The organism is Paralimibaculum aggregatum, from assembly GCF_030270585.1.
GTDB lineage: Bacteria > Pseudomonadota > Alphaproteobacteria > Rhodobacterales > Rhodobacteraceae > Thermohalobaculum > Thermohalobaculum aggregatum.
Window position 1 is genome coordinate 48,373 of the sequence record NZ_BSYI01000023.1, and the last position, 22,129, is coordinate 70,501.

The following is a 22,129-nucleotide window of genomic DNA, read 5'->3' on the forward strand; positions in this document are numbered from 1 at the left end:
AGGGGGCTCTCTTCCGCCCTCAGCCCGCCGGCGATCTGGCTCGCGACGCCATTGCGGGGACCGGCCCGGCGGCCTGCGAGGCGGCGCGATAGGCGGCGATCCGCGCCGCCACCTCGGCGCCCGCGGCACGTGCCGCCTCGAGCTCGGCGAGCGCCCCGGCGCGGGACAGCGCCGCCCGGTGCCGCGCGAGGCGCGTCCGCCCGGCCATGTCGAACGCCTCGAGCGCCTGTCGTGCGGCGCTGCCGAGGGCGAGGGTGGTGGCCTCCACCGCCGTCTCGAGCGCGGGCAGCACCGGGCCCATCAGCCGGCGCATCTCCTCCTCGGCCCGCGGCCCGGCGGGCTGCGGCCGGGCAGTGTCGGCAGGCACCTCCTCGAGCGCGGCCAGCGCCTCCGCCAGATCGAGCGGCCCGAGCCCCTCGGGCACCTCCGCGAGCGGCCGGCGCACGCCGGCCCGGGACAGTGCCGCGGCCATCTCGGCACGGATCCCGGCCAGCAGTGCCGCGAGATCGTCCCTCAGGCCACCGGCAAGCGCGGTGAGCGCCGTGCCGAGCCGCGCGGGCAGACCGGGGGCGGCGCCTTCCGCCGCGCCCGTCACCAGCGCCTCCGCCTGCTTGCGCAGGCAGGCCGCGGTCTCGGTGCGCAGCCGCGCCCAGAGCGCCGACATCGCAGCCTCGATGCGGGCGGCCCCGGCCTCCCGCGCCGCCGCGAGCGCCCGCTCGGCAGCATCGAAACGGGCCACGCCCGGAACCGCCTCCGGACCGGCATCCCCGGCGTCTTCGGCGGCGCCCCGGATGATCCGGATGTCGCGCGCCAGCTCGGCGACGGCGGCCCCGGCGATCGCCTCGAATTCCGCTGCCGCCCTGGCATGGACATCGAGTGCCGCGCACCAGAACAGCCGCTCGCCGATCGCCGCGGAGAGCGCCGGCAGCCCCGAGCCTGCAAGCGGCGCATCCAGCGCCAGCGCCTGCAGCGCCGTGTCGGCGGAGCCGAGGACCACCGGCACCGCCAGCTCCGGGCAGCGCTCGCGACAGCGCCGCGCCACCGCCGCGGCGAGGATCTGCGGGTCGACGCGGCACGCGGCCCCCGGCGCCGGCTCGGCGCCGCCGCGGTCGAGAAACACGACCAGCCGCCGCCCTTCCGCGGCCAGCATCGCATCGAGCAGGTCGCGGTCGGCACGCCCGAGCGGCGCATCCGCCGGGATCACCAGCAGGCAGAGATCCGCCGCGTCGCGGCAGGCGGCGCTTCGCAGGCCGCGCACGAGAAAGCTCTCGTCCTCGCCCGGCGTCACCGCGACGACGACCGGCAGCGCGAAGGGGCCGGGCGGGCAGTGAAACGCCACCTCGCGGGTGATGTCGGCATAGCGGGCGCGCTCGGGGATCTTCGCGGCGCCGGGCCCGTCCGAGCCGAGATGGCGGGCCAGCACCGCCGCGTCGGGCGCCGCGAGCTGCCGGTCCCGGCCGAGCTCCGTGCGGAACTGCGGGCCGAGCCGCATATAGGCCCGCGTGCGCATCTCCTCGACCTGCCGTGCCAGGCGAAACGCGCGGCCGGCGCGATCCCCCGGGCCGGCCGGCGCGGGCGGCGCGGCGGCGGCCATCTCGGCCCAGTCGTCGGCGGAGAAATGCCGGATGCTCGCGGCATGCGGCGGCGCATCGGGGGCGCCGTGGCGAAGCGCGATCACGGTGGCGGATTTTGCCGGCGGCAGGTCGGGCAGGAGCCCCGGCGACCGGCTGAGCGCCTGCGCGGTGCGTGCGAGCCGCGCCTCGGTGCGCCCGCAGACCGCGATGGTATAGGTGCGGGCCTCGAGCGCCCGGATCGCCGCGGCCAGCGGCGCGGCCGCCCCGGAGGGCAGCGCGGCCTGCAGGTCCGCGGCGAGCTGCAGCAGCGCGTCGCGGTGCTCCGCGGCCTCGCGCCCGATCCGCGGCCCCGCTGCGGCGGACGCGCCGCTCCCGCCGCCGGCGAGCGCGCCGATCATCCCAAGGCCCCTCTGGCTGTGATCCAACATTGCCTCCACCCGTGTCTAGATAGTATCGGAGAGCAACCATACTGGCCAGTCGTGCCGCGAACACGCGAAACGTGATCGCATTTTTGACTGTCTACCACCGGTTGTACACCCGCAATTCTTCCCCGACGTTACGGTTTCGCGCGACTGTGGGCGACGGGCCGCACAGGGCATATGCTGACCCGCCCCGCGGATAATGGCCGGGGCATGGCCGGTTTCGCGGCGCCCGCCCTTGCGCCGGCCGCCGCGGCGACTAGGCTGGCGCGCTGGGAACAGCCGGAGGTCGAACATGGCAGGCGAGACGGAGACGACGGTCGGCGAGGCGGAGAACGGGGAGGCGGTGCCGCTCACCCTGGTGGAGCAGGGCGGGCTCGAGGCCGCGCTCGGCGATCTGCCGTCGGATCACGCCGCCTGGGCGCGGACCAACGGCTTTACCGGGCGGCTCGGGCAATGGCTCGGCCTGCCGGGCGCGGGCGGGGTCTTCGAGCGGATCCTCGTCGGCTGGGGCGACGCGGCGGCGCGGCGCCGGGAGATCTTCCCGCTCGGCGGCTTCGCGGCGGCGGCGCCCGCCGGCACCTACCGGCTGGAGACCGCGCTCGGCCCGCGCGAGGCGGATGCCGCGGCGCTCGGCTGGCTGCTCGCGCGCTACCGCTTCGACCGCTACAAGCGCTCCGACTCCGCGAATGAGGCGCATCTGCTGGCGCCGGAGGGGGTCGACGGCGTGCGCCTCGGCATCGTCGCCGAGGGGGTCTACGTGACCCGCGACCTGATCAACACGCCGGCCAACGACATGGGGCCGGAGGCGCTCGAGACCGCGGCGCGCAAGATCGGCGAGCGCCACGGCGCCACGGTTTCGGCGATCACCGGCGATGCGCTGCTCGAGGAGAACCTGCCGCTGATCCACACGGTCGGGCGCGCCTCGGCGCGGGCGCCGCGGCTGATCGAGCTTGCCTGGGGGCCGGAGGACGCGCCGCGGGTCACGCTGGTCGGCAAGGGCGTCTGCTTCGACACCGGCGGGCTGGACCTGAAATCCGCCGCCGGCATGCATCTGATGAAGAAGGACATGGGCGGCGCCGCCACGGTGCTGGGCCTCGCGCACATGGTGATGGGCCTCGCCCTGCCGGTGCGGCTCAGGGTGCTGATCCCGGCGGTGGAGAACGCGGTCTCGGGCAATGCGATGCGGCCGGGCGACGTGCTGCGGGCGCGCAGCGGGCTGACCGTCGAGGTCAACAACACCGATGCCGAGGGGCGGCTGGTGCTGGCCGATGCGCTGACGCTGGCGGCGGAGGAGGCCCCGGAGGTGATCCTCGACATGGCGACCCTCACCGGCGCGGCGCGGGTGGCGCTCGGCCCCGAGCTGCCGGCGATGTTCACCGACGACGAGGCGCTGGCGGCGGATCTCGCGCATGGCGCGGCGGCGAGCACCGACCCGATCTGGCGGCTGCCGCTCTGGCCCGGCTACGAGCGGCTGATCGAGCCGAAGGTGGCCGATCTCGACAACGCCCCCAGCGGCGGCATGGCCGGTGCGATCACCGCGGCGCTGTTCCTGAAGCGCTTCGTCGGCGAAAGCAGCTGGGCGCATTTCGACGTCTATGGCTGGTCGAACGCCGACCGCCCGGGGCGGCCCAAGGGCGGCGACTGCCAGGCGGCGCGGGCCTGTCTCGCCATGCTCGAGAGCCGGTACGGGCGATGAGCCGGGCGGAGGGCGCCGCGAACGCCGGGCTCGATCCGCGGGTGACGCTGGCGCGGCCCGATCTGGCGGCGGCCGAGCTCGAGGGCCGGGTTTCCGCCGAGCGCTACGTGGCGCTGCGCGAGAAGGTGGTCTGCATGCCGGTCGCCCCGGTCACCGCGACGCCGGATGGCGGCGCCGGGATGACCACGCAGCTGCTGTTCGGCGAGCGCGTGCTGGTGGCCGAGGAGGACGGGCACTGGGCCTGGGTGCAGGGTGCGCTCGACGGCTATGTCGGCTATGTGCCGCTCAACTGCATCGACGATCCGGAGCTGATGGGCGCGGCGGCGCCGAGCCACCGGGTGACCGCGGTCTCGACCCATGTCTATCCGGCGCCGGACTTCAAGAGCCGCCCCGGCGGCGCGCTCTCCTTCGGCGCACGGCTCGCGGTGGCCGAGGCGGTGCGCGGCAACCAGGCGGATTTCGCGGCGCTGGCCTCGGGGGGCTTCGTGCCGCTCAGCCATGTGGCGCCGCTCGCGGCCCCGGCGTCGGACTGGGTGGCCGAGGCGGAGCGGCTTGTCGGCGTGCCCTATCTCTGGGGCGGGCGCTCGGCGCTCGGGATCGACTGTTCCGGCCTCGTGCAGCTCGCGCTGCAGGCGGCGGGACGCGACTGCCCGCGCGACAGCGACCAGCAGGCGGCGGTGCTCGGCACGGATCTGCCGCGCGGCGCGAAGCCGGCGCGCGGGGACCTCGTCTTCTGGAAGGGCCATGTCGGCATCATGCTCAACGGCACCCGGCTGCTGCATGCCAACATCCATCACATGGCGGTGGCCGCGGAGCCCCTTGCCGCCGCTCGCCGGCGCATCGCCGCGGCGCCCGCGGGGGCGGTCACCCGCATCGCCCGGCTCGACGGGGAGGCCCCTCCGGACTAGTGTATCGGGAGGCAAGACGACAGATCGGCCAAGGCCGGATCGGCAGCGGGGCAGCAGCAGATGCGACGAGCGGGCAGAGAACGGCATTCAGGATGGCGCGGGGCGGCGACGGTCGCGCTCGTCGCGATGGCGGGGGGCTGCGCCGGCGCGCAGGAGACCTCGCCGATCCCGCCGGCGCGCCCCGATGCGAAGGTCGCCGCGATGACCGCGGAGGCCGGCAGCGCCGGGGAGGCCGTGCCGATGCCGCCGGTCTCGCCCGCGGGCTTCGAGGCCTGGCGCGACGGCTTCCGCGCGCGCGCGCTCGGCGAGGGCATCTCCGCCGCCACCTTCGATGCCGCCTTCGCCGGGGTGGAGATCGACCCGGACATCGTGCGGCTCGACCGGCACCAGCCGGAGTTCACCCGGCGGATCTGGAAATATCTCGACAGCGCGGTCTCGCCGACGCGCATCGCCAACGGCCGCGGCAAGGCCGCCGAGCAGGCGGCGGCGCTGGCTGAGATCGAGGCGGAATACGGCGTCGATCGCGCAGCGGTGGTGGCGATCTGGGGGCTCGAGAGCGCCTATGGCGCGGTCAAGGGCAGCACGCCGGTGATGCGCGGGCTCGCCACGCTGGCCTATGACGGGCGGCGCCGGGCCTTCTTCGAGATCGAGCTCCTGGCGGCGCTGCGCATCCTCGAGGCACGGGAGATCGCTCCGGCCGGGCTGATCGGCTCCTGGGCCGGGGCGATGGGGCATACCCAGCTGCTGCCGAGCAACTACCTGCGCTATGGCGTCGATGTCACCGGCGACGGGCGGCGCGACATCTGGGGGGCGGACCCGCGCGACGCGCTGGGCTCCACCGCGAACTACCTGAAATCCTTCGGCTGGACGCTGGGCCAGCCGGCCGTGCGCCGGATCACGCTGCCGGCCGGGTTCGACTACGGGCTGGCCGACCAGTCGGTCCGCCGCCCGGTGGCCGAGTGGCAGGCGATGGGCATCCGTGCTGCCGACGGCAGCGCCCTGCCCGCGGCGGCGGAGGTCGCGGTGCTGCTGCCCGCCGGCGCGGCCGGGCCGGCCTGGCTCGCCTATCCGAACTTCCGCGTCATCAAGCGCTACAACAACGCCACCGCCTATGCGCTCGGCATCTCGCTGCTGGCGCAGGAGATCTCCGGCGAGGGCATGGGGGTGGCCGGGCTCGACTGGCCGCGCGGCGACCGCCCGCTGACCCGCGACGAGAAGATGCTGCTGCAGCGCAGCCTCACCGCCCAGGGCTTCGACACCCAGGGCGTCGATGGCAGGATCGGCCCCAACACGCAGAAGGCGGTGCGCGCCTTCCAGGCGGCGGCCGGGCTCACGCCGGACGGATACGTCACCGAAGCGCTGCTGAAGCGGGTGGTCGCCGGCGGCTGAGACGCGCCGCTCCCGGCACGGGAAACCGGCCGGGCAGGCCATTGCCGCCCGCCGGAGAGGCCGGCGGCGCCCGGGTCGCAAGGCCCCCGAAACAGCGCGGGAGACCAGATGCGCGACGCTCCACCCCAGTCCCCGGACGGCTCGGCGCCGAACCAGTTTGCCCTGCTCGGGCGGCGGCGCTTCCTGCCGCTCTTCCTCGTGCAGTTCTTCGGGGCCTTCAACGATCAGGTCTACCAGAAGGCCTTCGTGGCGTTGATCACCTACCGGCTGGCGGACCAGCTCGAGATGCCGATCGCGCTGCTCGGGGTGATCGCCTCGGGGCTCTTCATCCTGCCCTTCGCCGTGGTCACGCCGACCGCGGGCCAGATCGCCGACCGGCTCGACAAGGCGGTGATGATGCGCTGGGTGAAGGGCTGGGAGATCGTGGTGATGGGCCTCGCCGTGATCGGCTATCACACCCAGAACGTGATCTTCCTCTACTTCGTGCTGTTCCTGATGGGCGCGCAGTCGGCGATGTTCGCGCCGATCAAGTATTCCGTGCTGCCGCAATATCTCCACCGCTCCGAGCTCGTCGGCGGCAACGGGCTGGTGCAGGGCTCGACCTTCCTCGCGATCATCTTCGGCACGATCATCGGCAACGAGCTGATCCTTACCGAATACGGCGTGCAGATCGTCTCGGCGGTGGTCATCGCGGTGGCGGTGGCGGGGTTCGCGGCGAGCCTCTTCGCGCCGGCGGCGCCTCCGACGGAGACCGAGCGCCGGCCGATCGACTGGGTGTTTCCCCGCGCGATCTGGCACCTGGTGAAGCTCTGCCGCGGGCATCCGCCGGCATTCCGGGCGATCCTCGCGATCTCCTGGTTCTGGTTCCTCGGCGCCACCTTCCTCTCGCTGCTGCCGGCCTATGCCAAGGAGGCGCTGGGCGTCGACGAGGGCGTGCTGACGGTGCTGCTCGCCGGCTTCTCGGTGGGCGTGGCGATCGGCGCCGTGGCGACCGAGGCGCTGACCCGGGGCCGGGTCGGCGTCAGCCTGCCGCCGGTCGGGGCGCTCGGCCTCGCGGCGATGGCGCTGGAGCTCTACATCGCCACCCCCGCGGCGCCGGCCGAGGGGGCGGCGCTGCTCTCGCGGGCGGAGTTCTTCGCCGACGCGCAGGGCTGGCGCATCCTGGCCGATTTCGTGCTGCTCGCGGCCTTCGCGGGGATGTATGTCACCCCGCTCAACACCGTGCTGCAGGCCGAGAGCCCGGATGCCCGGCGGGCGCAGTTCATCGCCTGCTCCAACGTGGTGGACGCCTCCTTCATGGTGGTCTCGGCGGTGGCGGTGGCGGTGTTCCTCGCGCTCGGGCTCGACGTGCCCTCGGTGCTCTGCCTGGTCACGCTGACCGGGCTGCCGATGGCCTTCCTGGTGGCCCGCTATGCGCCCGAGACGCCCATGGGCCGCGTTGCGCTCCGGCTCTGGCCACGCGGGCCGGGCTGATCCCGGGGGCGGCAATTCTGGTTGACATAAGAAACCCTCAAAAATTGCCATTCAGCATGAAAAGTGGGAGCCGGGTCGTGCTGAAAACCGCCATTGCCGCCGGGCCCGCGGGCGTGCCGCCGACAGCGCGTTCGGTGCGGATATCGACAGCAGCACCGACGGGCTGACAGTGCGCACGCAGTCGCCCCTGGTCGACGAGGCGCTGACCAATGCCTAGCTGTTTGACTACGACAATCCGAACATCGGCGGCGGCCAGGCGTCCTCGATGAGCGGCACCGCCAGCGACATTCGGTTTTCCATCTGGAATGTCCTCAGCATGCCAGCTTTGGTTAGCGCGTCGAGCCAGGGCGGCATGGCGAACCCGGTGGTGACCCGGTTCGAGGTCACCGAAGGCGCGCAGGGCGTCGTGCCGCTGGCGGCCCCGGCGCTGCTGCTGCTCACGGGGATCGGGGCGCTGGCGCTCCGCCGCCGCGCCTGAGCCCTTGCGCGAGGTGGCCCCGGCGCGCTAGCCGGGGTCATGCGCGATAAATTCTGGGAACTGCCGCTCGAGCGGCTGACCGCGCCCGAATGGGAGGCGCTCTGCGACGGCTGCGGCCGCTGCTGCGTGCTCAAGCTCGAGGACTGGGACACCGGCGAGGTGCACTACACCGATATCGGCTGCCGGCTGTTCGACGACCGCACTTGCCGATGCGGCAACTATCCCCTGCGCAAGCAGCTCGTCGAGGGCTGCGTGGTGCTGAGCCTCGCCAACCTGCCGGAGGTGGCGAGCTGGCTGCCGAAAAGCTGCGCCTATCGCCGGCTGCACGAGGGCAGGGGGCTGGCGGAGTGGCACCCGCTGATCTCGGGCGATCCGGAGAGCGTGCATGCCGCCGGCATCTCGATGCGCGGGCGCACCGTTCCGGAATGGGAGGTCGCCGAGGAGGATCAGGAGGACCACATCCTCGAGGACCCGGCCGAGGCCGGCTGAGCGCCGCCGGCGGGGCTTCCCCGCTGGACCTCTGATCCGGTTCGTCTATGCTCCGGGACCCATGGGGGCCGGCATGCCGCCGCCCCCGTATCAGCCGGAGCCGCCATGCCCGAAGCACGCGACAGCCGCCATTTGCGCCGGGTGAAGCGCCTTGCCGACCTGCTCGCGGCGCTGCGCGAGACCGTGGCGGCGCTGGCCGAGGCGCTGCCCACCCGGCCTTCGGCGCGCGACGACGACACCATCCGCGCGCTGGCGGAACGCCTTTCCGGGCTCGAGCCGGGCATCCGCCAGACCGCGAGCTGGCTGCGCAAATCCGCCGAGGGCAGCGCGGAGGCGCGGATGCTGGCGGAGGCACGGGTCAGCCTCGCCGCCCTGCCGCGGGTGCTGGCCGCCATCGAGCGCATGCTCGCCCGGGTCCCCGAGCCGCTGTTTCCGAAGCCTGTCCCGACCGACAGCGCCGGGCGCCGGCTCGAGGTGCTGTCCCGCGGCTTCGCGCTGCTCGAGGTGGCGGCCAGCGGCAATCTGCAGGCCAGCGGCATGGAGGAATACGGCTTCCCGTTCATCCCGCTCGATCTCGAGCACTATGTCTGGGGCCTGCAGGCGATGTGGCGGCTGCTCGTCGCGCTCGGCCGGGCGGAGGGCGCGCGCTATCTCGAGGTCGGCTGCGGCGCCGGCGGCAAGCTGATCCTGGCGCACGAGTTCTTCTCCACGGTCGAGGGCATCGAATACGATGCCGGCTATGTCGAGCGCGCGGCGCTGCTCGGCAACACCACCTGGCCCGGGCGCAAGGTGACCCATGCCGATGCGCTGCATTTCGACCGCTATGGCGAGTTCGACGCGATCTATTCCTATGTCCCGCTGCGCGACCCCGAGCTGCACAACACCATGGAGCAGCGGCTCTACACCCAGGCACGCGACGGCACGGTGATCTTCGCGCCGATGCTGCGGGCCTCGTTCCTGCACACCGAGCTTCCGCGCTTCGAGCCGGGCCTCTTCGTGAAGGGCTATTTCGGCGCCGAGATGCAGGCGCTGCGCGACGAGGCCGAGCTGGTCGGCGGGATCGCGCCGCCGCCGCTGCCGCGCCGCCACCGGATCGAGCGGCGCAACCTGCTGCAACCGGTGATCGACAGGCTGGCAAGGGCCGGCTTCGCCCCGTGAGCCGGTTCGCCGAGCGGCGCGAGGCACGGCGGGCGGCAGCGCTCGCGGTGGCCATGGCGGCGCTCGGCACGGAAGTGGACGCGATCTGCGCGGAGCTCGGACGCCGCCCGACGGCACGGGATCTGGCGCGGGTCGCCGAGGCGCGGCGGCGGCTCCCATCGCTCGTCCAGGCGCTGCGCCAGGCCTCCGGGTATCTGCGCCGCGACAACCCGGAGGCGCCCCTCCGGCACCGCGCCGCGCTCGGCCGGGCCAGGGCGACGATCGCCTCGGCCCGGCATCTCTGCGCCGGGCTCGACCGGCTGCTGGCGCATGCGCCGATACCGCTGATGCCGCCCGAGGTGTCGGACTGCCTGGCCGACCGCCGCGGCGAGGTGATCGGCCGGGCCTTCCGCGGGCTGGAGCAGGCGATCAACGGGCCCGGCCAGGCGGAGGCGCTGGCCGGGGCGGTGTTTCCCTATATCCCCTATCCGCCGGCCCGCTTCACCGCGTTCCTGCAGGCCGCCTGGCGGGTGCTCGCCGTGCTCGGCCGCGCCGAGGGCGCGCGCTTTCTCGAGATCGGGGCCGGCGCCGGCGCCAAGCAGCTGATCGCCGCGCAGTTCTTCCCCGCGCCCGAGGGGATCGAGCTCGATGCCGGCTATCTCGCCCGCGCCGGGCAGCTCGCGGCGCAGGCGCCGGAGGGCGCCCGGCTGTTCGCCGCCGATGCAACCCGCTTCGACCGCTATGGCGATTACGACGTGATCTATGCCTATTTCCCGCTGCGCGAGAGTGCTGCCGAAAGCGCGCTGGAGCGCGAGATCCACCGCCAGATGCGGCACGGCTCGGTGGCTCTCATGCCCTATGTGCGGCAGACCTTCATCCACGAGATCGAACAGATCGCGCCGGGCGTGGTGGTGAAGGGGTACGCGGGCGCCGAGCTCGCCGCGCTGCGCCGGGATGCCGAGCTGATCGGGCCGGCGGTGCCGCCGCTGCCCGAGCACGCCACCCTGGTCGAGCGCGACCGCTGCGCCCCGGCCCGCGCGGCGCTGCGGCGCAACGGCTTCACCCCGCACGCGCTCTGACCGGGGCCTCAGCCGATGAACTTCTTCACCGTAAGCTCGAGCTGCAGCTCGTTGAACGGCTTCACGATCCAGCCGGAGGCGCCCGCCTTCTTGCCGGCGCGCATGGTGTCGGCCTGGCCTTCGGTGGTCAGCATCACCATCGGCAGGCCCTGGTAGCGGCTCTCCCTGCGGACATTCGCGATGAAGTCGAGCCCGTTCATGTTGGGCATGTTGAGATCCGTGATCACCAGATCGACCTTGTTGCTCTCGAGCTGCGAGAGGCCCTCCACACCGTCCTCGGCGTCAAGGATCTGGTAGCCCAGCGGCTCGAGGGCGAAGCGCACCATGTCGCGGATGCTGCGCGAATCATCGACTGCGAGGATCGTCTTGCTCATCTTCTCTCCTGTCGCTCATCCGTGGCTCGTGAGGGGCATGGCCGGCATGGCGTGTCAGTGGCCGGGGGCGAGGGCGGCCGCGGCCCGCGGCCCGAGATCGAGGGGCGTGCCGCGGGCCGCGGCCGAGGCGCGCGCCGCCGCGAGCAGCTGCAGCGCGCAGGGCAGCAGCGTGCCCGGGCCGATCTCGATGCTGAGCGCGGCGCCCGCCGCATCGGCCCGGCCGAGCCCGGCGAGCAGCGCATCGCGCACCGCGCCGGCCTCGGCCGGGCCGAGCTCGGCCGGGATCTCGATTGCCGCGGGGGCGGCGTCGCTGTCGGGTGCGGGGTCGTCCATCTCTCGTCTCCGGCGCCGGTTTCGGTCTGCCGCGAGATAACAATATCTTTGTAAATGGGCTGCTAATCTTGGGCGCAGGCCGGAGCGGGAAGTTCGGCCGGCACCATTGCGAGCACCCAGAGGTCCATTCATGCGTGATCCGATTGCAGCCCCGGCCACTGGCGCGACGAGGCAGCGCCTCGGCCCGATCACCGAGCGGGTGCGCGCCGCCTTCGAGCTGATGTCGCAGGCGATCCTGACCATTCCGAGGAGCCATCCCGAGATGGCGCTGTCCATGCGCGGGCCGCTCGGCCGCCTCGTGGCAGCCGGTCAGAACCGCGACACCTTCGACCAGCGAATCACCCATATCGAGGCCGCGATGGAGGCGGCCTGCGCGCGACCGGCAGACCAGCGCGTGGCGGCCTTTCACGTGGTGGCGCAGCAGCTCGTGGAGCTGGCGCGGCTGCTCGAGCAGACCTCGGCGATCGCCGCGAAGGCCTTCGGCGAGGTGCTGGCGGCGGTCGACCGGCGCAATGCGGTGGCGCTTTCGGGGCTCGAGCGCGAGCGCCGCGAGATGCTCGGCGAGATCGGCCGCAAGGGCCTGCATGCGGCGACGGATCTGGCCGCCGCGGGGGAGGTGCTCGGCGCGGAGGCCGAGGGCGTCTTCGCCGGCGTGGATCGCAACCTGTCCCGGGGCGCGATCGAGGGCGCCGATCTGGCCTGGATGATGGCGCTCTACACCATGGAGGACGAGCGCCGCGTGCATCGCCAGGCCATCGCCCGCGTGGTGGCGGACCTCGCCTGAGCCGGGTTTCCGGCCGGGGGCGCCTAGTGCCGGCGCGGCGCGCGCTCAGACCTTCTCGCGCCCGTGCTCGATCAGCAGCGCCGGCAGCTCGCCGAGCGCCGCCTCGCGCATCACCGCCCCGGCCTTCATCGCCTCCTTCGGCATGCCATAGACGATGCAGGTGGTCTCGTTCTGCCCGAGGGTCATTGCCCCGGCGCCGCGCATCTCCTTCAGCCCGGCGGCGCCGTCGCTGCCCATGCCGGTCATGATCACGCCGATGGCATTGGCCCCGGCGGCGCGGGCGACCGAGCGGAACAGCACATCCACCGAGGGGCGGTGGCGGCTGACCAGGGGGCCGTCCTCGATCTGCACGAAATAGGTCGCGCCGGAGCGTTTCAGCACCATGTGGCGGTTGCCCGGGGCGATCAGCGCCTGCCCGCGCAGCACGCTGTCGCCATGGGCGGCCTCCTTCACGGTGATCCGCGTGCCGAGATCGAGCCGTTCGGCGAAGGCCCTGGTGAAGCCGGCCGGCATGTGCTGCACGATCACGATGGGCGGGCAGAAGGGCGGCATCGACTCGAGCAGAAAGCGCAGCGCCTCGGTGCCGCCGGTCGAGGCGCCGATGGCGACGACGGTCTGGGTGGTGCGGGCCATCGCGGTGCCGCGCGGCGGGGCCGGATCGCCCGGCGGCGGCGCCGCGCGCGGCCGGCGCAGGCTGACCCGGGCCCGGGCCGCGGCGCGCACCGCATCCTGGATCCGGATGGCGCTCTCCTCAAGGAACTGCCGGGTCGAGACCGCGGGCTTGCGGATGATCTCCACGGCGCCGGCCTCGAGCGCGTCGAACATGGTGCGCGTGCCCTCGCCGACCAGCGACGAGCAGACGATCACCGGCACCGGGCGCTGCGCCATCAGGCGGCGCAGAAAGGTGATCCCGTCCATCCGCGGCATCTCGACATCGAGGGTGATCACGTCCGGCACCTCGCGGCGCAGCATCTCCGCCGCCTGGAACGGGTCGTTGGCCGCGCCCATCACCTCGAGATCCGGCGCGGCGCCGATCAGCTCGCTCATCGTCCGGCGCACCACCGCGCTGTCATCCACCACGAGGACGCGGATCGGCCTGGCCTGCGGCATGTCAGTGTTCCTTGCGGTAGATCGACGGGCGGAGCGTGGCGAGGCCGTAGCGCCGCGCCGCGATGGTCTCGGTATGGCCGGTGAGCAGGACGCCGCCGGGCGCAAGGCGCCCGATCACCGTGGCCAGCACGCGCTCCCGCGTCGGCGGATCGAAATAGATCAGCACGTTGCGCAGGAAGGCGATGTCCGCGCGCAGGCCATCGAGATCGGAGGGCGCCACGAGATTGGCGCTCCGCCAGCGGCACTGCGCGCGCAGATCGGCGGTGATGCGGAAGAGGTCGGGGTGGTCTCTCGCGCTCATCAGGAAGCGCCGGCGCAGCGGCAGCGGGATGCCCTCGATCTCCTCGCGCGTGTAGATCGCGCGCTCGGCCCGGCGCAGGATCGCGGCGCTGAGATCGGTGCCGAGGCCGCGCGCGCGGAGCGGCGCCTGGCCGGGCCCGTGGCTGCCTGCGACGGTCATCAGGGCGCTGTAGAGCTCCTGCCCGCTCGAGCAGGCCGCGCTCCAGATCTCGAGCGGGCGCAGCCTGCCCGCCCCGGCCGCGGCCAGCGCCGGCAGGCCGGTCGACCGCAGCCAGTCGAACTGCCCGCCTTCGCGGAAGAAGCTGGTGGTGTGGGTGGTCAGCGCCTCGACGAACAGCCGCCGGTCTTCGGCGTTCCCGGGCCGGGCGAGATGTGCGGCATAGGCGCCGTAGTCCGCCAGCCCGAGCCGGAGGAGCTGGCCGCCGAGCCGGGCGGCGAGGAAATCCGCGCGATCGGCGCCGATATGCAGGCCGCCCTCGCCATGGGCGAGGCGGGCCAGCGCGCGGAGCGCGGGCCCGGACAGCGTCGCCCCGGCCGTCGCGGCCAGGGCCTGCGCGGCGGCCGGCATCCCGCTCACAGGGCGAGCATCGGCTCGGCGCCGAACAGTTCCGCGACGTCGAGCAGCACGACCAGCCGGCCCTCAACCCGGGCGAGGCCGCGCAGGCCCCGCGCGCTGCCCTCGATCACCGCGGCGCGCGGCGTCGGCTCGATCGCCTCCGCGGCGATCTGCGCGACGTTGAGGACCCGGTCCGCCAGCACCCCGATGGGTCTGGCGGCGCCGTCGATCTGCACCTCGAAGACGATGATCCGGGTATCCGCCCCGGGCTCGCCGGCGGCCATGGCGAGGCGCTCGGCGAGATCGATCAGCGGGATGCTCTCGCCGCGGGTGTCGATCAGCCCGGCGCAGCCCGGCGAGGCATTCGGCAGCCGCGCCACCTCCTGCCGGTCGAGAATCTCGCGGACATGGCCGACCGAGACGCCGAAGGTCTGCCCCGACAGCTCGAAGGTGACGAAGGTTCCCGGGGCGGCGACACGGCCTGCGGGGGAGGATGCAGCGCCGGCGGGGGGCGGGTCCAGGATCAGCGGTTCGGCCATGCTGTCACCCCTGATAGCTCTGGAACCGGTCGTCGGAGATCTCCTCGGCCTCGAGATCGAGGTCGAAGCCGGCGACATCCGGGTCTGCCGCCCTTCCGCCAGCCGGGGTGCCGGCCGGGGCCGCCGCCTGCCGCGGCGCCGGCTCGGCAGGCTCGGGCCCTTCCGCCCGGGGCTGCGCCGCAGCGTCCGCGGTGGCCGTCGTCTCGAGCTCGAAATAGCCGATCACGCCGTTCAGCCGGGTCGCCTGCTGGGCCAGCGCCTCGGAGGTGGCCGCCGCCTCCTGCGCCGCGGCGGCGTTCTGCTGGATGATGCGGTCGAGATCGCGGATCGCGATGTTGATCTGCTCGGCGCCGGTGTTCTGCTCGCGGGTGGCGGCGGAGATCTCCTGCACCAGATCCGCGGTGCGCTGGATGTTCGGCACCAGGGTCTCGAGCATCCGGCCGGCCTCGCCGGAGACGTCGACCGTCTCGGCCGAGAGCGTGCTGATCTCGCTCGCTGCCTGCTGGCTTCGCTCGGCCAGCTTGCGCACCTCCGAGGCGACCACCGCGAAACCCTTGCCATGCTCGCCGGCGCGGGCCGCCTCCACCGCGGCGTTCAGCGCCAGCAGGTCGGTCTGCCGGGCGATCTCCTGGATGATGGTGATCTTCTCGGCGATGGTCTTCATCGCGGACACCGCATTGCGCACCGCCTGGCCGGATTTCTGCGCCTCGCTCGCCGACTGGGTGGCGATCTTCTCGGTCTGCGACGCATTGTCGGCCGATTGGCGGATATTCGCGGTCATCTCCTCGATCGCCGCGGAGGCCTGCTGCGCGGCGGAGGCCTGGCGGTTGGCGCCGCCGGCGATCTGCTCGGCGGTCGCGCTCAGCTGGCCGGCGCCCGCGGCCACGCCATCGGCGCTGCCGGTCGCATCGGCGATCACCTGGCGGAGCTTCTCCACCATGCGCGCGAGGACGGTGCCCAGCCTGTCGTGCTCGGACTGCGGCGTGACCTCGGCGGTCAGCCGGCCGGCCGCGATCTCCCCCGCGACGCCGGCCGACCGGCGCAGGTTCTCCACCATGCGCTGCAGCGCCCGCATCAGGTCGCCGATCTCGTCGCGCCCGCGTGCATCGATCTCGGCATCGAGCCGCCCGGCGGCCACCTCGTCGGCCACCGCGACGGCACGCGCCAGCCCCCGGCCGACGGAGCGCGCGATCCAGCCTGCGGCGGCAAGCGCAAGCAGCGCGGCGAGCCCGCCGATCCCGAGCAGCAGGGTCTGGCTGCGCCGGGCAAGGGCGAGCGAGGCGTCGCGGGTGGTGGCGAGCGTCTGCTTCGCATGTGCCGCCATCGCGCTGGCGCTCGCGGAAGCCGCGTCGAGCGCCGGCAACACACGCTCGGTGAGCAGCTGTGCGGCGCGCGCGTCGCTGTTGATGCGCGCCAGCGCGATCAGGCGCTCGAGCGGATCGCGATAGGCCGCCCAGGCCGCCTCGACCTTCTTCAGCGCGGGCGCGTCGGCCCGGCCGACGGCGGCGCGGGCGCGGGCGAGGCTGGCCTCCGTCGCCGCGACGCTGCCGGCTATCCGCCCGGCGATCTCCTCGATGGCCGTGGCCGTGCCAGCGAGCAGGAGATCGCTCTGGGCCGTGAAGGCGGTGCGCGCGATGTCCCGCGCCTCGTCGGCGGCGGCCTCGAGATCGACGACCGCCGCGCCCTTCGCGCCATGCTGGAGCCGGGCGCGAAGCGGATCGATCAGCGCGTCGCTCGCCCGGGCGAAGGCGGCATAGGCGGGGCTCGCCTCGGTCTCGTGAACCCGGGCGGCGCGCGCGCCGGCCTTCTCGAGGGCGACCGGGCGCAGCGCGGCCTCGGCCTCGCGGAACCCGGCCCAGTCCGTCTCGAATCCGGCCAGAAGGTCCCGCGCCGCCGTCGACCGGGCGAGGGATGCAAGCTCCCCGATCAGCGTCTCGACATGCGCGAGTTCGGCATCGACCTTGCCGGCCAGCGCGGCCGCGGCACCCGGTTCGGCCTCGACCCGGTAGACCTCGATGCCGTGCATCGCCTGCAGCACGCCGCGGTCGATCAGGCTGGCCAGCTCGAGCTGGCGGGCGGTGTTGTCGGCGATCCGCACGATCTCGTCGCCGAGCCGCCCGGTCTGCCAGATCGCGATGCCGACCGCGCCGGCGAGGAGGCAGAGAACCGCCGCGAAGGCGAGGATGATCTTGGCACGTATGGTGAGGCGCATGGCTGTCTCCGGGCTTGTCTAGGCGTGGCGCGCGTCGCTGCAGGGCTCGGGCGCGAAGACGGTCTCGGTCCGCAGCAGGATCAGCAGATCGCCGCCGCGCCGGGCGAGGCCGGCGAGGAAGCGGACGGGGAAGCGGATGCCGATCTCGGGCACCGGCTCGATCGCCGCGGTCTCGATCTCGAGCACCTGCTCCACGCTGTCGGCGATCACCGCGAGCTTGGTGACCGCCTCGGCGATCTCGACATCCAGCACCACCATCCGGCTGTGCTCGGTCGGCTCGGCGGGGGGCATGCCGAGGCGCTGGCGCAGGTCGAGCACCGGCACCACGGAGCCGCGGACATTGATCAGCCCTGGCACGTAGGCGGGCGCGCGCGGCACCAGCGTGGTCGGCAGCGGGTCGATGATGCCGTGCACCCGCTCGACCGCGAGCGCGAAGAGCTCGCCCTGCAGGCGGAAGCTCAGCAGCGTCTGGCGCGCGGGCGGGGCGGCGGCTTCGGCCGCGCTCGGCGAGGGGCCGGGAAGCATCAGGCGGCCTCCGCGCTGCCGGCGCCGGCGCTCTTGACCAGCGCCACCGGATCGATGATCAGCGCCACTGCGCCGTCGCCGAGGATGGTGCCCCCGGCGAGGCCCGCGATGTCGCGGTGATAGGGGCTGAGGGACTTGATCACCGTCTGGTGCTGGCCGACGATGTCGTCGACGACCAGCCCGACGCGGCGCCCCTCGACCCCGACGATCACGATGCGCTCGCCGCGGTCCTCGGCCCGGCCGGCAAAGCCGAACACGGTCTTGAGATCGAGGAAGGGCACCAGCTCGTCGCGGATCGTCAGGATCGCCCGGCCGCTCTCGCGCCGGGTCTCGGCCTCGGTCAGCTCGACGCATTCCTCGACATTGGCCAGCGGCAGCACATAGGCCGCGCCGGCCACGCGCACCAGCAGCCCCTCGATGATCGCCAGCGTCAGCGGCAGCTTCAGCGTGATCTCGGTGCCGCGCCCGGCCTGCGCGCTCAGCTCCACGGCGCCGCCGAGATCCTGGATCACCGAGCGCACCGCATCCATGCCGACGCCGCGCCCGGAGACGCTGGAGAGGCTCTCGGCGGTGGAGAAGCCGGGCGCGAAGACGAGTTGGTGGATCTGCCGTTCCGAGAGCTCGTCGGCCTCGTCGATCAGGCCCCGGGCGATGGCGCGGGAGCGGATCGTCTCGGTCTTCAGCCCGGCGCCGTCGTCGGCCACGGTGACCAGAACCTCGCCGCCGGACTGCCGGGCCGACATCGTGACCGTGGCGATCTCGGGCTTGCCGGCGGCGCGGCGGGCCGCGGCCGCCTCCACCCCGTGGTCGATCGCGTTGCGCATGATGTGCACCAGCGGCTCGGAGAGGCTGTCGATCACGTTCTTGTCGAGCTCGGTCTCCTCGCCGCGGGTGACCAGGGCCACCTCCTTGCCGAGCTCGGCGGAGAGATCGCGCACCACCCGGCGGAACTTGCCGAAGACGGTGCCGATCGGCAGCATCCGGATCGAGAGCGTCGCGTCGCGCAGGCCGGTGATCAGGCGCTCGATCTCCTCGGCGGTGCCGATCAGGCCGGGATCCGCCAGTTCCTTGGCGGTGCGGTTGAGACGGGCCTGGGCGATCACCAGCTCGCCGAGCTGGTCCATCAGCGCATCCAGCCGGTGCGACTGGACCCGCACCGAATCGCTCTTCCGCGCGGCCGGCCCGCGGGTCGCGGCCCTTGCGGGCGCCTCGGCCGCCGGCGGCGCGGGCGGCGCATCCGGTGGCCCGCCGGGGTTTTCGGCGCCGCGCGCGGCGGTCTCGGCCAGCGCGTCGATCGGCTCGATGGTGAAGGCTCCCTCGTCGGCGAAGAGGAAGATGTCCTCGATCTCCGGGCGCCGGGCATCGGTGGTGATCCGCCCCTGCCAGACGAGATAGCAGGCGCCGGGGTCGATCTCCTCGAGCGGCGGCACCTCCGAGAGGTCGCAGGTGATCTCCGCCCGGCCGAGGCTGCCGAGCTCGTCGATCAGCAGGTCGGGGCGCATGCCGTTGCGGATCGCGCTCGGCTCGGGGCGGAACCGGACATGCCAGCTGCGCGGGCTGCCATCGGTCTCCGGCTCCCCCGCCTCCGCGGCTGGCGCGGCCTCGCCGCTGTCGGCGATGAAGGCGGCGATCTCGGCGAGCAGCGCCTCGCCCTCCGGCGCCGCGGCCAGGCGGGCATTCTCCGCCGCGTCGGTGCCGGCATCGATCAGCCGCTGGATGTGGTCGCGCGAGCGCAGCGAGACGTCGATCAGCGCCTCGCTGACCCGCGCGGTGCCGGCGCGCACCGCGTCATAGGCGTTCTCGAAGGAATGGGTGAACCGGGCGAGCGCGGTGAAGCCGAACATCTCGCCGGAGCCCTTGAGCGTGTGCAGCGCGCGGAACACCGCATCCACCAGCTCGGCATTGCCGGTATCGGCCTCGAGCTCGAGGAGGCGTGCCTCCAGCGTCTCGAGCACCTCGTTGGCCTCCTGCATGAAGGTCTGCACGGGCAGGGGGGGCATGGGCATGGGCTCGCTATCCTCGTCTTCTGCCGGCAATGCAGGTCGGCGGTGCCGGCGGCGGACGGGCCGCGGCCGGTCGGGCGCATCGGGGCCGGGGCCGGGCTCAGCCGGCCTGCGCGACCTCGCCGGACCAGGTGTTGAGGTCGAGCCATTCCGCGAAGGCGTCCTGCGCCATCGGCCGCGCGATCGCGAAGCCCTGCTGGCCGTCGCAGCCAAGCTTGACCAGCGTCTCGATCTGGCCGCGGGTCTCGACGCCCTTGGCGATGATCTTCATGCCGCCGGCCTGTGCCTGCGCCACCAGCGCCGCGAGCCGCGCGACCATCGCGGGGTCCTCGTCGAGCCGGCCGACGATGCCGCGATCGACCTTGGCGAGCGCGAAGTCGACCCGGGAGATCACCGCCGGGTCGCCGGGCCCGGCGCCGAAATCGTCGAGCCAGAACGGGATGCCGAGATCGCGCAGGCTCCGGATCGTGGCGAGGCTCTCCTCCCAGCCCGGCTCGGTCAGCACGGTCTCGGAGATCTCGATGGCGAGCTGGTCGGGCGCCATCCCGTGCGCCTCCATGGCCCATTTGATCTGGTCCACCGACAGCTTCGAGCGCAGCTCGGCGCCGGTGAAGTTGACCGAGACGCAGGGCGGCGCGATGCCGCGCGCGCGCCAGCCGGCAAAGTTCGCGCAGGATGTATCGAGGAGGATGCCCGAGATGCGCGCGAGCAGGCCATGACGGATCGCCGCGCCGATGAAGACGCCGGCGGGCACCACGCCGCGGGCCGGATCGTCCCACCGCGGCAGCGCCTCGGCGGAGAGCATCTCGACGCCGCCCGGGCACATCACCGGCTGGAACCAGGGCGCGATATGGCCCCCGGCGATCGCCGCCTCGAGCCCGGCCGCCAGGGCCGCCTCCCTCTCCGTCTCGACCATGCACGCCTCCTCTGGCAGGTTCCGGGGCCGGCATCGGCCGCCCGGTTCGCAGGGAGGATCGCGCAACAGGCTAAACGTTCGGTGAATCGCCCTCCGGCAGGTTGCGCGACCTGACGGCGGCGAGATGCGCCGCCCGGAGCGCAACCTCGGCATCGCCGCCGGCGGCAAGCACCGGGGCCGCCAGCGCGGCCACCGGTCCGGCGCTCCCGTCCCGTCCGGCGCGGTTCATCTCCACCGCCGCCCGGGACAGGGCGCTGAGCCCGAGATGGCCGGCGAGCCCGGCGAGATCGTGGCCGATCCGCAGCGCCTCCTCGCGCTCGTCGGCCTCGGCGTGCCGCGCCAGCGCGCCCAGCCGGTCGCAGAGCTCGATCAGCCCGTCGGAGAGCAGCTCGAGCACCGTGTCGCGCCCGATATGGCCCTCGAGCCGCGCGAGATAGTCGGTGTCGAGCACCGGCGGTTCCTTGACGGGCTGTCGGCCGCCGCCCCAGTTCAGCATGGCATCTGTCCTCACATGGTTGCACCCCGGACAACCATAGACCGCGATGGGTTAAGCGCGGGTTCCCTCAGGGGAGGGCATCATTTCCGGCGCAGATGTTCGTCCAGCCGCGGCATGATCTCGACGAAATTGCAGGGCCTGTGGCGGTAGTCGAGCTGCGCCGCGAGGATCTCGTCCCAGGCATCGCGGCAGGCCGAGGGGCTGCCGGGCAGGGCGAAGAGATAGGTGCCGCCGGCGACCCCGCCGGTGGCCCGGCTCTGCACCGCCGAGGTGCCGATCTTGGCCATGGAAACATGGGTGAAGACGGTTCCGAAGGCCTCGATCTCCTTCTCGTAGACCGCGCGATGCGCCTCCACCGTGACATCGCGGCCGGTGAGCCCGGTGCCGCCGGTGGAGAGGATCACGTCGATCGCCGGGTCGGCGATCCAGGCGCGGAGGCGGGCCTCGATCTCCGCCCGCTCGTCGGCCACGATCTCGCGGGCGGCGAGGCGGTGCCCGGCGGCCTCGAGCCGGGCAACGAGCGTGTCGCCGGAGCGGTCCTCGGCAAGGCTGCGGCTGTCCGAGACGGTCAGCACCGCGATGGCAACGGGGATGAAGGTTCGGGTCTCGTCGATGCGGGCCATGGGCGCTCCGGTGCGGCGGCCGGCGGAAAGGTTCGCTGCGCGGCCTTGGGATGTTCGCTCCGAACCTCTGCATGGCCAGGCGCGAGCGCAAGGGGGAGCATCGGCGCGGGGATCAGGGATCGGGCAGCTCGCCGTCGAGCGCGCGGCGGAGCGCCAGCAGGTCGCGCCAGGCCTGCGCCTTCTCGGCCGGCTGGCGCAGCAGATAGGCCGGGTGGAAGCTCGGCAGGAGCGGCAGGCCCGAGGCGCCGTGCCGGCGCCAGGTGCCGCGCATCCGCCGGATGCCGGTGGTGGTGGCCAGCAGCGCCTTGGTCGGGGTGTTGCCGAGGGTGAGCAGGAAATCGGGGCGCGCCAGCGCGATGTGCCGCTCGACGAAGGGCAGGAAGGCGACCACCTCGGCCTCCGATGGCGTGCGGTTGCCCGGCGGGCGCCAGGGCAGGATGTTGGTGATGTAGACCGCACGGGCCGGGTCCTCGGCGCTGCGGGAGAGGCCGATGGCGGCGAGCATGCGGTCGAGCATCTGGCCGGCGCGGCCGACGAAGGGCCGGCCGAGCCGGTCCTCGTCGGCACCCGGCGCCTCGCCGATCACCATCACGCGGGCGCCCGGCATGCCGTCGGCAAAGACGCAGTTGCGCGCGCCGTGGCGGAGCTCCGAGCCCTCCCAGCCGGCCAGCCGCTCGGCCAGCGCGGCGAGGCTGTCGGCCGCCGCGGCGAGG

The 22,129-nt window shown here is 73.4% G+C and carries 21 protein-coding genes and 1 pseudogene; 9 read left to right on the forward strand and 13 right to left on the reverse strand.

Annotation, left to right across the window (positions count from 1 at the left end):
- Positions 1-19: 19 nt before the first annotated feature.
- Complete coding sequence (locus QSJ97_RS14620; protein WP_285672521.1) at positions 20-1,972, reverse strand: hypothetical protein; 1,953 nt, start codon at positions 1,970-1,972, stop codon at positions 20-22.
- Positions 1,973-2,288: 316 nt separating this feature from the next.
- Here QSJ97_RS14620 and QSJ97_RS14625 point away from each other — a divergent pair, with 316 nt between their 5' ends.
- The 8 genes from QSJ97_RS14625 to QSJ97_RS14660 all read left to right on the forward strand — a co-directional run bounded on the left by QSJ97_RS14625 (position 2,289) and on the right by QSJ97_RS14660 (position 10,645).
- Entirely contained in the window at positions 2,289-3,692 is a 1,404-nt protein-coding gene (locus QSJ97_RS14625; RefSeq protein WP_285672522.1) for a leucyl aminopeptidase family protein, read from the forward strand.
- Positions 3,689-4,600 carry a C40 family peptidase gene (locus QSJ97_RS14630; protein ID WP_285672523.1) on the forward strand — a complete coding sequence of 304 codons (912 nt, stop codon included), beginning with the start codon at positions 3,689-3,691 and terminating at the stop codon, positions 4,598-4,600. The genes QSJ97_RS14625 and QSJ97_RS14630 overlap by 4 nt, the downstream gene beginning before the upstream one ends.
- A 60-nt stretch (positions 4,601-4,660) precedes the next feature.
- On the forward strand, positions 4,661-5,989 hold the full coding sequence (locus QSJ97_RS14635; RefSeq protein WP_285672525.1) for a lytic murein transglycosylase: 1,329 nt from the start codon (positions 4,661-4,663) through the stop codon (positions 5,987-5,989).
- Positions 5,990-6,097: 108 nt separating this feature from the next.
- Positions 6,098-7,462 (forward strand): MFS transporter, encoded by a 1,365-nt coding sequence (locus QSJ97_RS14640; RefSeq protein ID WP_285672526.1) that lies wholly within the window; start codon positions 6,098-6,100, stop codon positions 7,460-7,462.
- Between the two features lie 316 nt (positions 7,463-7,778).
- Positions 7,779-7,940, forward strand: coding sequence for a hypothetical protein (locus QSJ97_RS14645; RefSeq protein ID WP_285672528.1), 162 nt, complete (start codon positions 7,779-7,781; stop codon positions 7,938-7,940).
- 39 nt (positions 7,941-7,979) lie between these two features.
- Positions 7,980-8,429, forward strand: a complete 450-nt coding sequence (locus tag QSJ97_RS14650; protein WP_285672530.1) for a YcgN family cysteine cluster protein — start codon at positions 7,980-7,982, stop codon at positions 8,427-8,429.
- Between the two features lie 105 nt (positions 8,430-8,534).
- Complete coding sequence (locus QSJ97_RS14655; RefSeq protein ID WP_285672531.1) at positions 8,535-9,587, forward strand: class I SAM-dependent methyltransferase; 1,053 nt, start codon at positions 8,535-8,537, stop codon at positions 9,585-9,587.
- The gene (locus QSJ97_RS14660) at positions 9,584-10,645 is read left to right on the forward strand and encodes a class I SAM-dependent methyltransferase (protein ID WP_285672532.1); all 1,062 of its coding nucleotides are present in this window, start codon (positions 9,584-9,586) and stop codon (positions 10,643-10,645) included. Before QSJ97_RS14655 ends, QSJ97_RS14660 begins: the two co-directional genes overlap by 4 nt.
- Positions 10,646-10,653: 8 nt before the next feature.
- Here QSJ97_RS14660 and QSJ97_RS14665 read toward each other — a convergent pair whose 3' ends face one another.
- Positions 10,654-11,019, reverse strand: a complete 366-nt coding sequence (locus QSJ97_RS14665) for a response regulator (protein WP_285672533.1) — start codon at positions 11,017-11,019, stop codon at positions 10,654-10,656.
- A gap of 54 nt (positions 11,020-11,073) precedes the next feature.
- Positions 11,074-11,352: a hypothetical protein gene (locus QSJ97_RS14670; protein WP_285672534.1), complete on the reverse strand. Its 279-nt coding sequence runs from the start codon at positions 11,350-11,352 to the stop codon at positions 11,074-11,076.
- Between the two features lie 130 nt (positions 11,353-11,482).
- Between QSJ97_RS14670 and QSJ97_RS14675 the strand changes: the two genes are divergently transcribed.
- The gene (locus tag QSJ97_RS14675) at positions 11,483-12,136 is read left to right on the forward strand and encodes a hypothetical protein (RefSeq protein WP_285672535.1); all 654 of its coding nucleotides are present in this window, start codon (positions 11,483-11,485) and stop codon (positions 12,134-12,136) included.
- Positions 12,137-12,159: 23 nt separating this feature from the next.
- On the opposite strand, the pseudogene QSJ97_RS14680 reads toward QSJ97_RS14675, so the two are convergent.
- The 10 genes and pseudogenes from QSJ97_RS14680 to QSJ97_RS14725 all read right to left on the reverse strand — a co-directional run.
- Positions 12,160-13,246, reverse strand: a pseudogene (locus QSJ97_RS14680) (protein-glutamate methylesterase/protein-glutamine glutaminase).
- Between the two features lies 1 nt (position 13,247).
- Positions 13,248-14,114, reverse strand: a complete 867-nt coding sequence (locus QSJ97_RS14685) for a CheR family methyltransferase (protein WP_285672551.1) — start codon at positions 14,112-14,114, stop codon at positions 13,248-13,250.
- A gap of 5 nt (positions 14,115-14,119) precedes the next feature.
- Complete coding sequence (locus QSJ97_RS14690) at positions 14,120-14,641, reverse strand: chemotaxis protein CheW (RefSeq protein WP_285672537.1); 522 nt, start codon at positions 14,639-14,641, stop codon at positions 14,120-14,122.
- Between the two features lie 4 nt (positions 14,642-14,645).
- Positions 14,646-16,853 (reverse strand): methyl-accepting chemotaxis protein, encoded by a 2,208-nt coding sequence (locus QSJ97_RS14695; RefSeq protein WP_285672538.1) that lies wholly within the window; start codon positions 16,851-16,853, stop codon positions 14,646-14,648.
- Between the two features lie 18 nt (positions 16,854-16,871).
- Positions 16,872-17,378, reverse strand: a complete 507-nt coding sequence (locus QSJ97_RS14700) for a chemotaxis protein CheW (RefSeq protein WP_285672539.1) — start codon at positions 17,376-17,378, stop codon at positions 16,872-16,874.
- Complete coding sequence (locus QSJ97_RS14705) at positions 17,378-19,384, reverse strand: chemotaxis protein CheA (RefSeq protein WP_285672540.1); 2,007 nt, start codon at positions 19,382-19,384, stop codon at positions 17,378-17,380. Before QSJ97_RS14705 ends, QSJ97_RS14700 begins: the two co-directional genes overlap by 1 nt.
- Before the next feature lie 97 nt (positions 19,385-19,481).
- Positions 19,482-20,297 (reverse strand): EAL domain-containing protein, encoded by an 816-nt coding sequence (locus QSJ97_RS14710; protein ID WP_285672541.1) that lies wholly within the window; start codon positions 20,295-20,297, stop codon positions 19,482-19,484.
- A gap of 70 nt (positions 20,298-20,367) precedes the next feature.
- Positions 20,368-20,793, reverse strand: a complete 426-nt coding sequence (locus QSJ97_RS14715) for an Hpt domain-containing protein (RefSeq protein ID WP_285672543.1) — start codon at positions 20,791-20,793, stop codon at positions 20,368-20,370.
- An 80-nt stretch (positions 20,794-20,873) separates the two neighbouring features.
- Complete coding sequence (gene moaB / locus QSJ97_RS14720) at positions 20,874-21,416, reverse strand: molybdenum cofactor biosynthesis protein B (RefSeq protein WP_285672545.1); 543 nt, start codon at positions 21,414-21,416, stop codon at positions 20,874-20,876.
- Between the two features lie 112 nt (positions 21,417-21,528).
- Positions 21,529-22,129, reverse strand: a 601-nt coding sequence (locus tag QSJ97_RS14725) for a uracil-DNA glycosylase (protein WP_285672547.1), incomplete at its 5' end; no start/stop codon positions are given.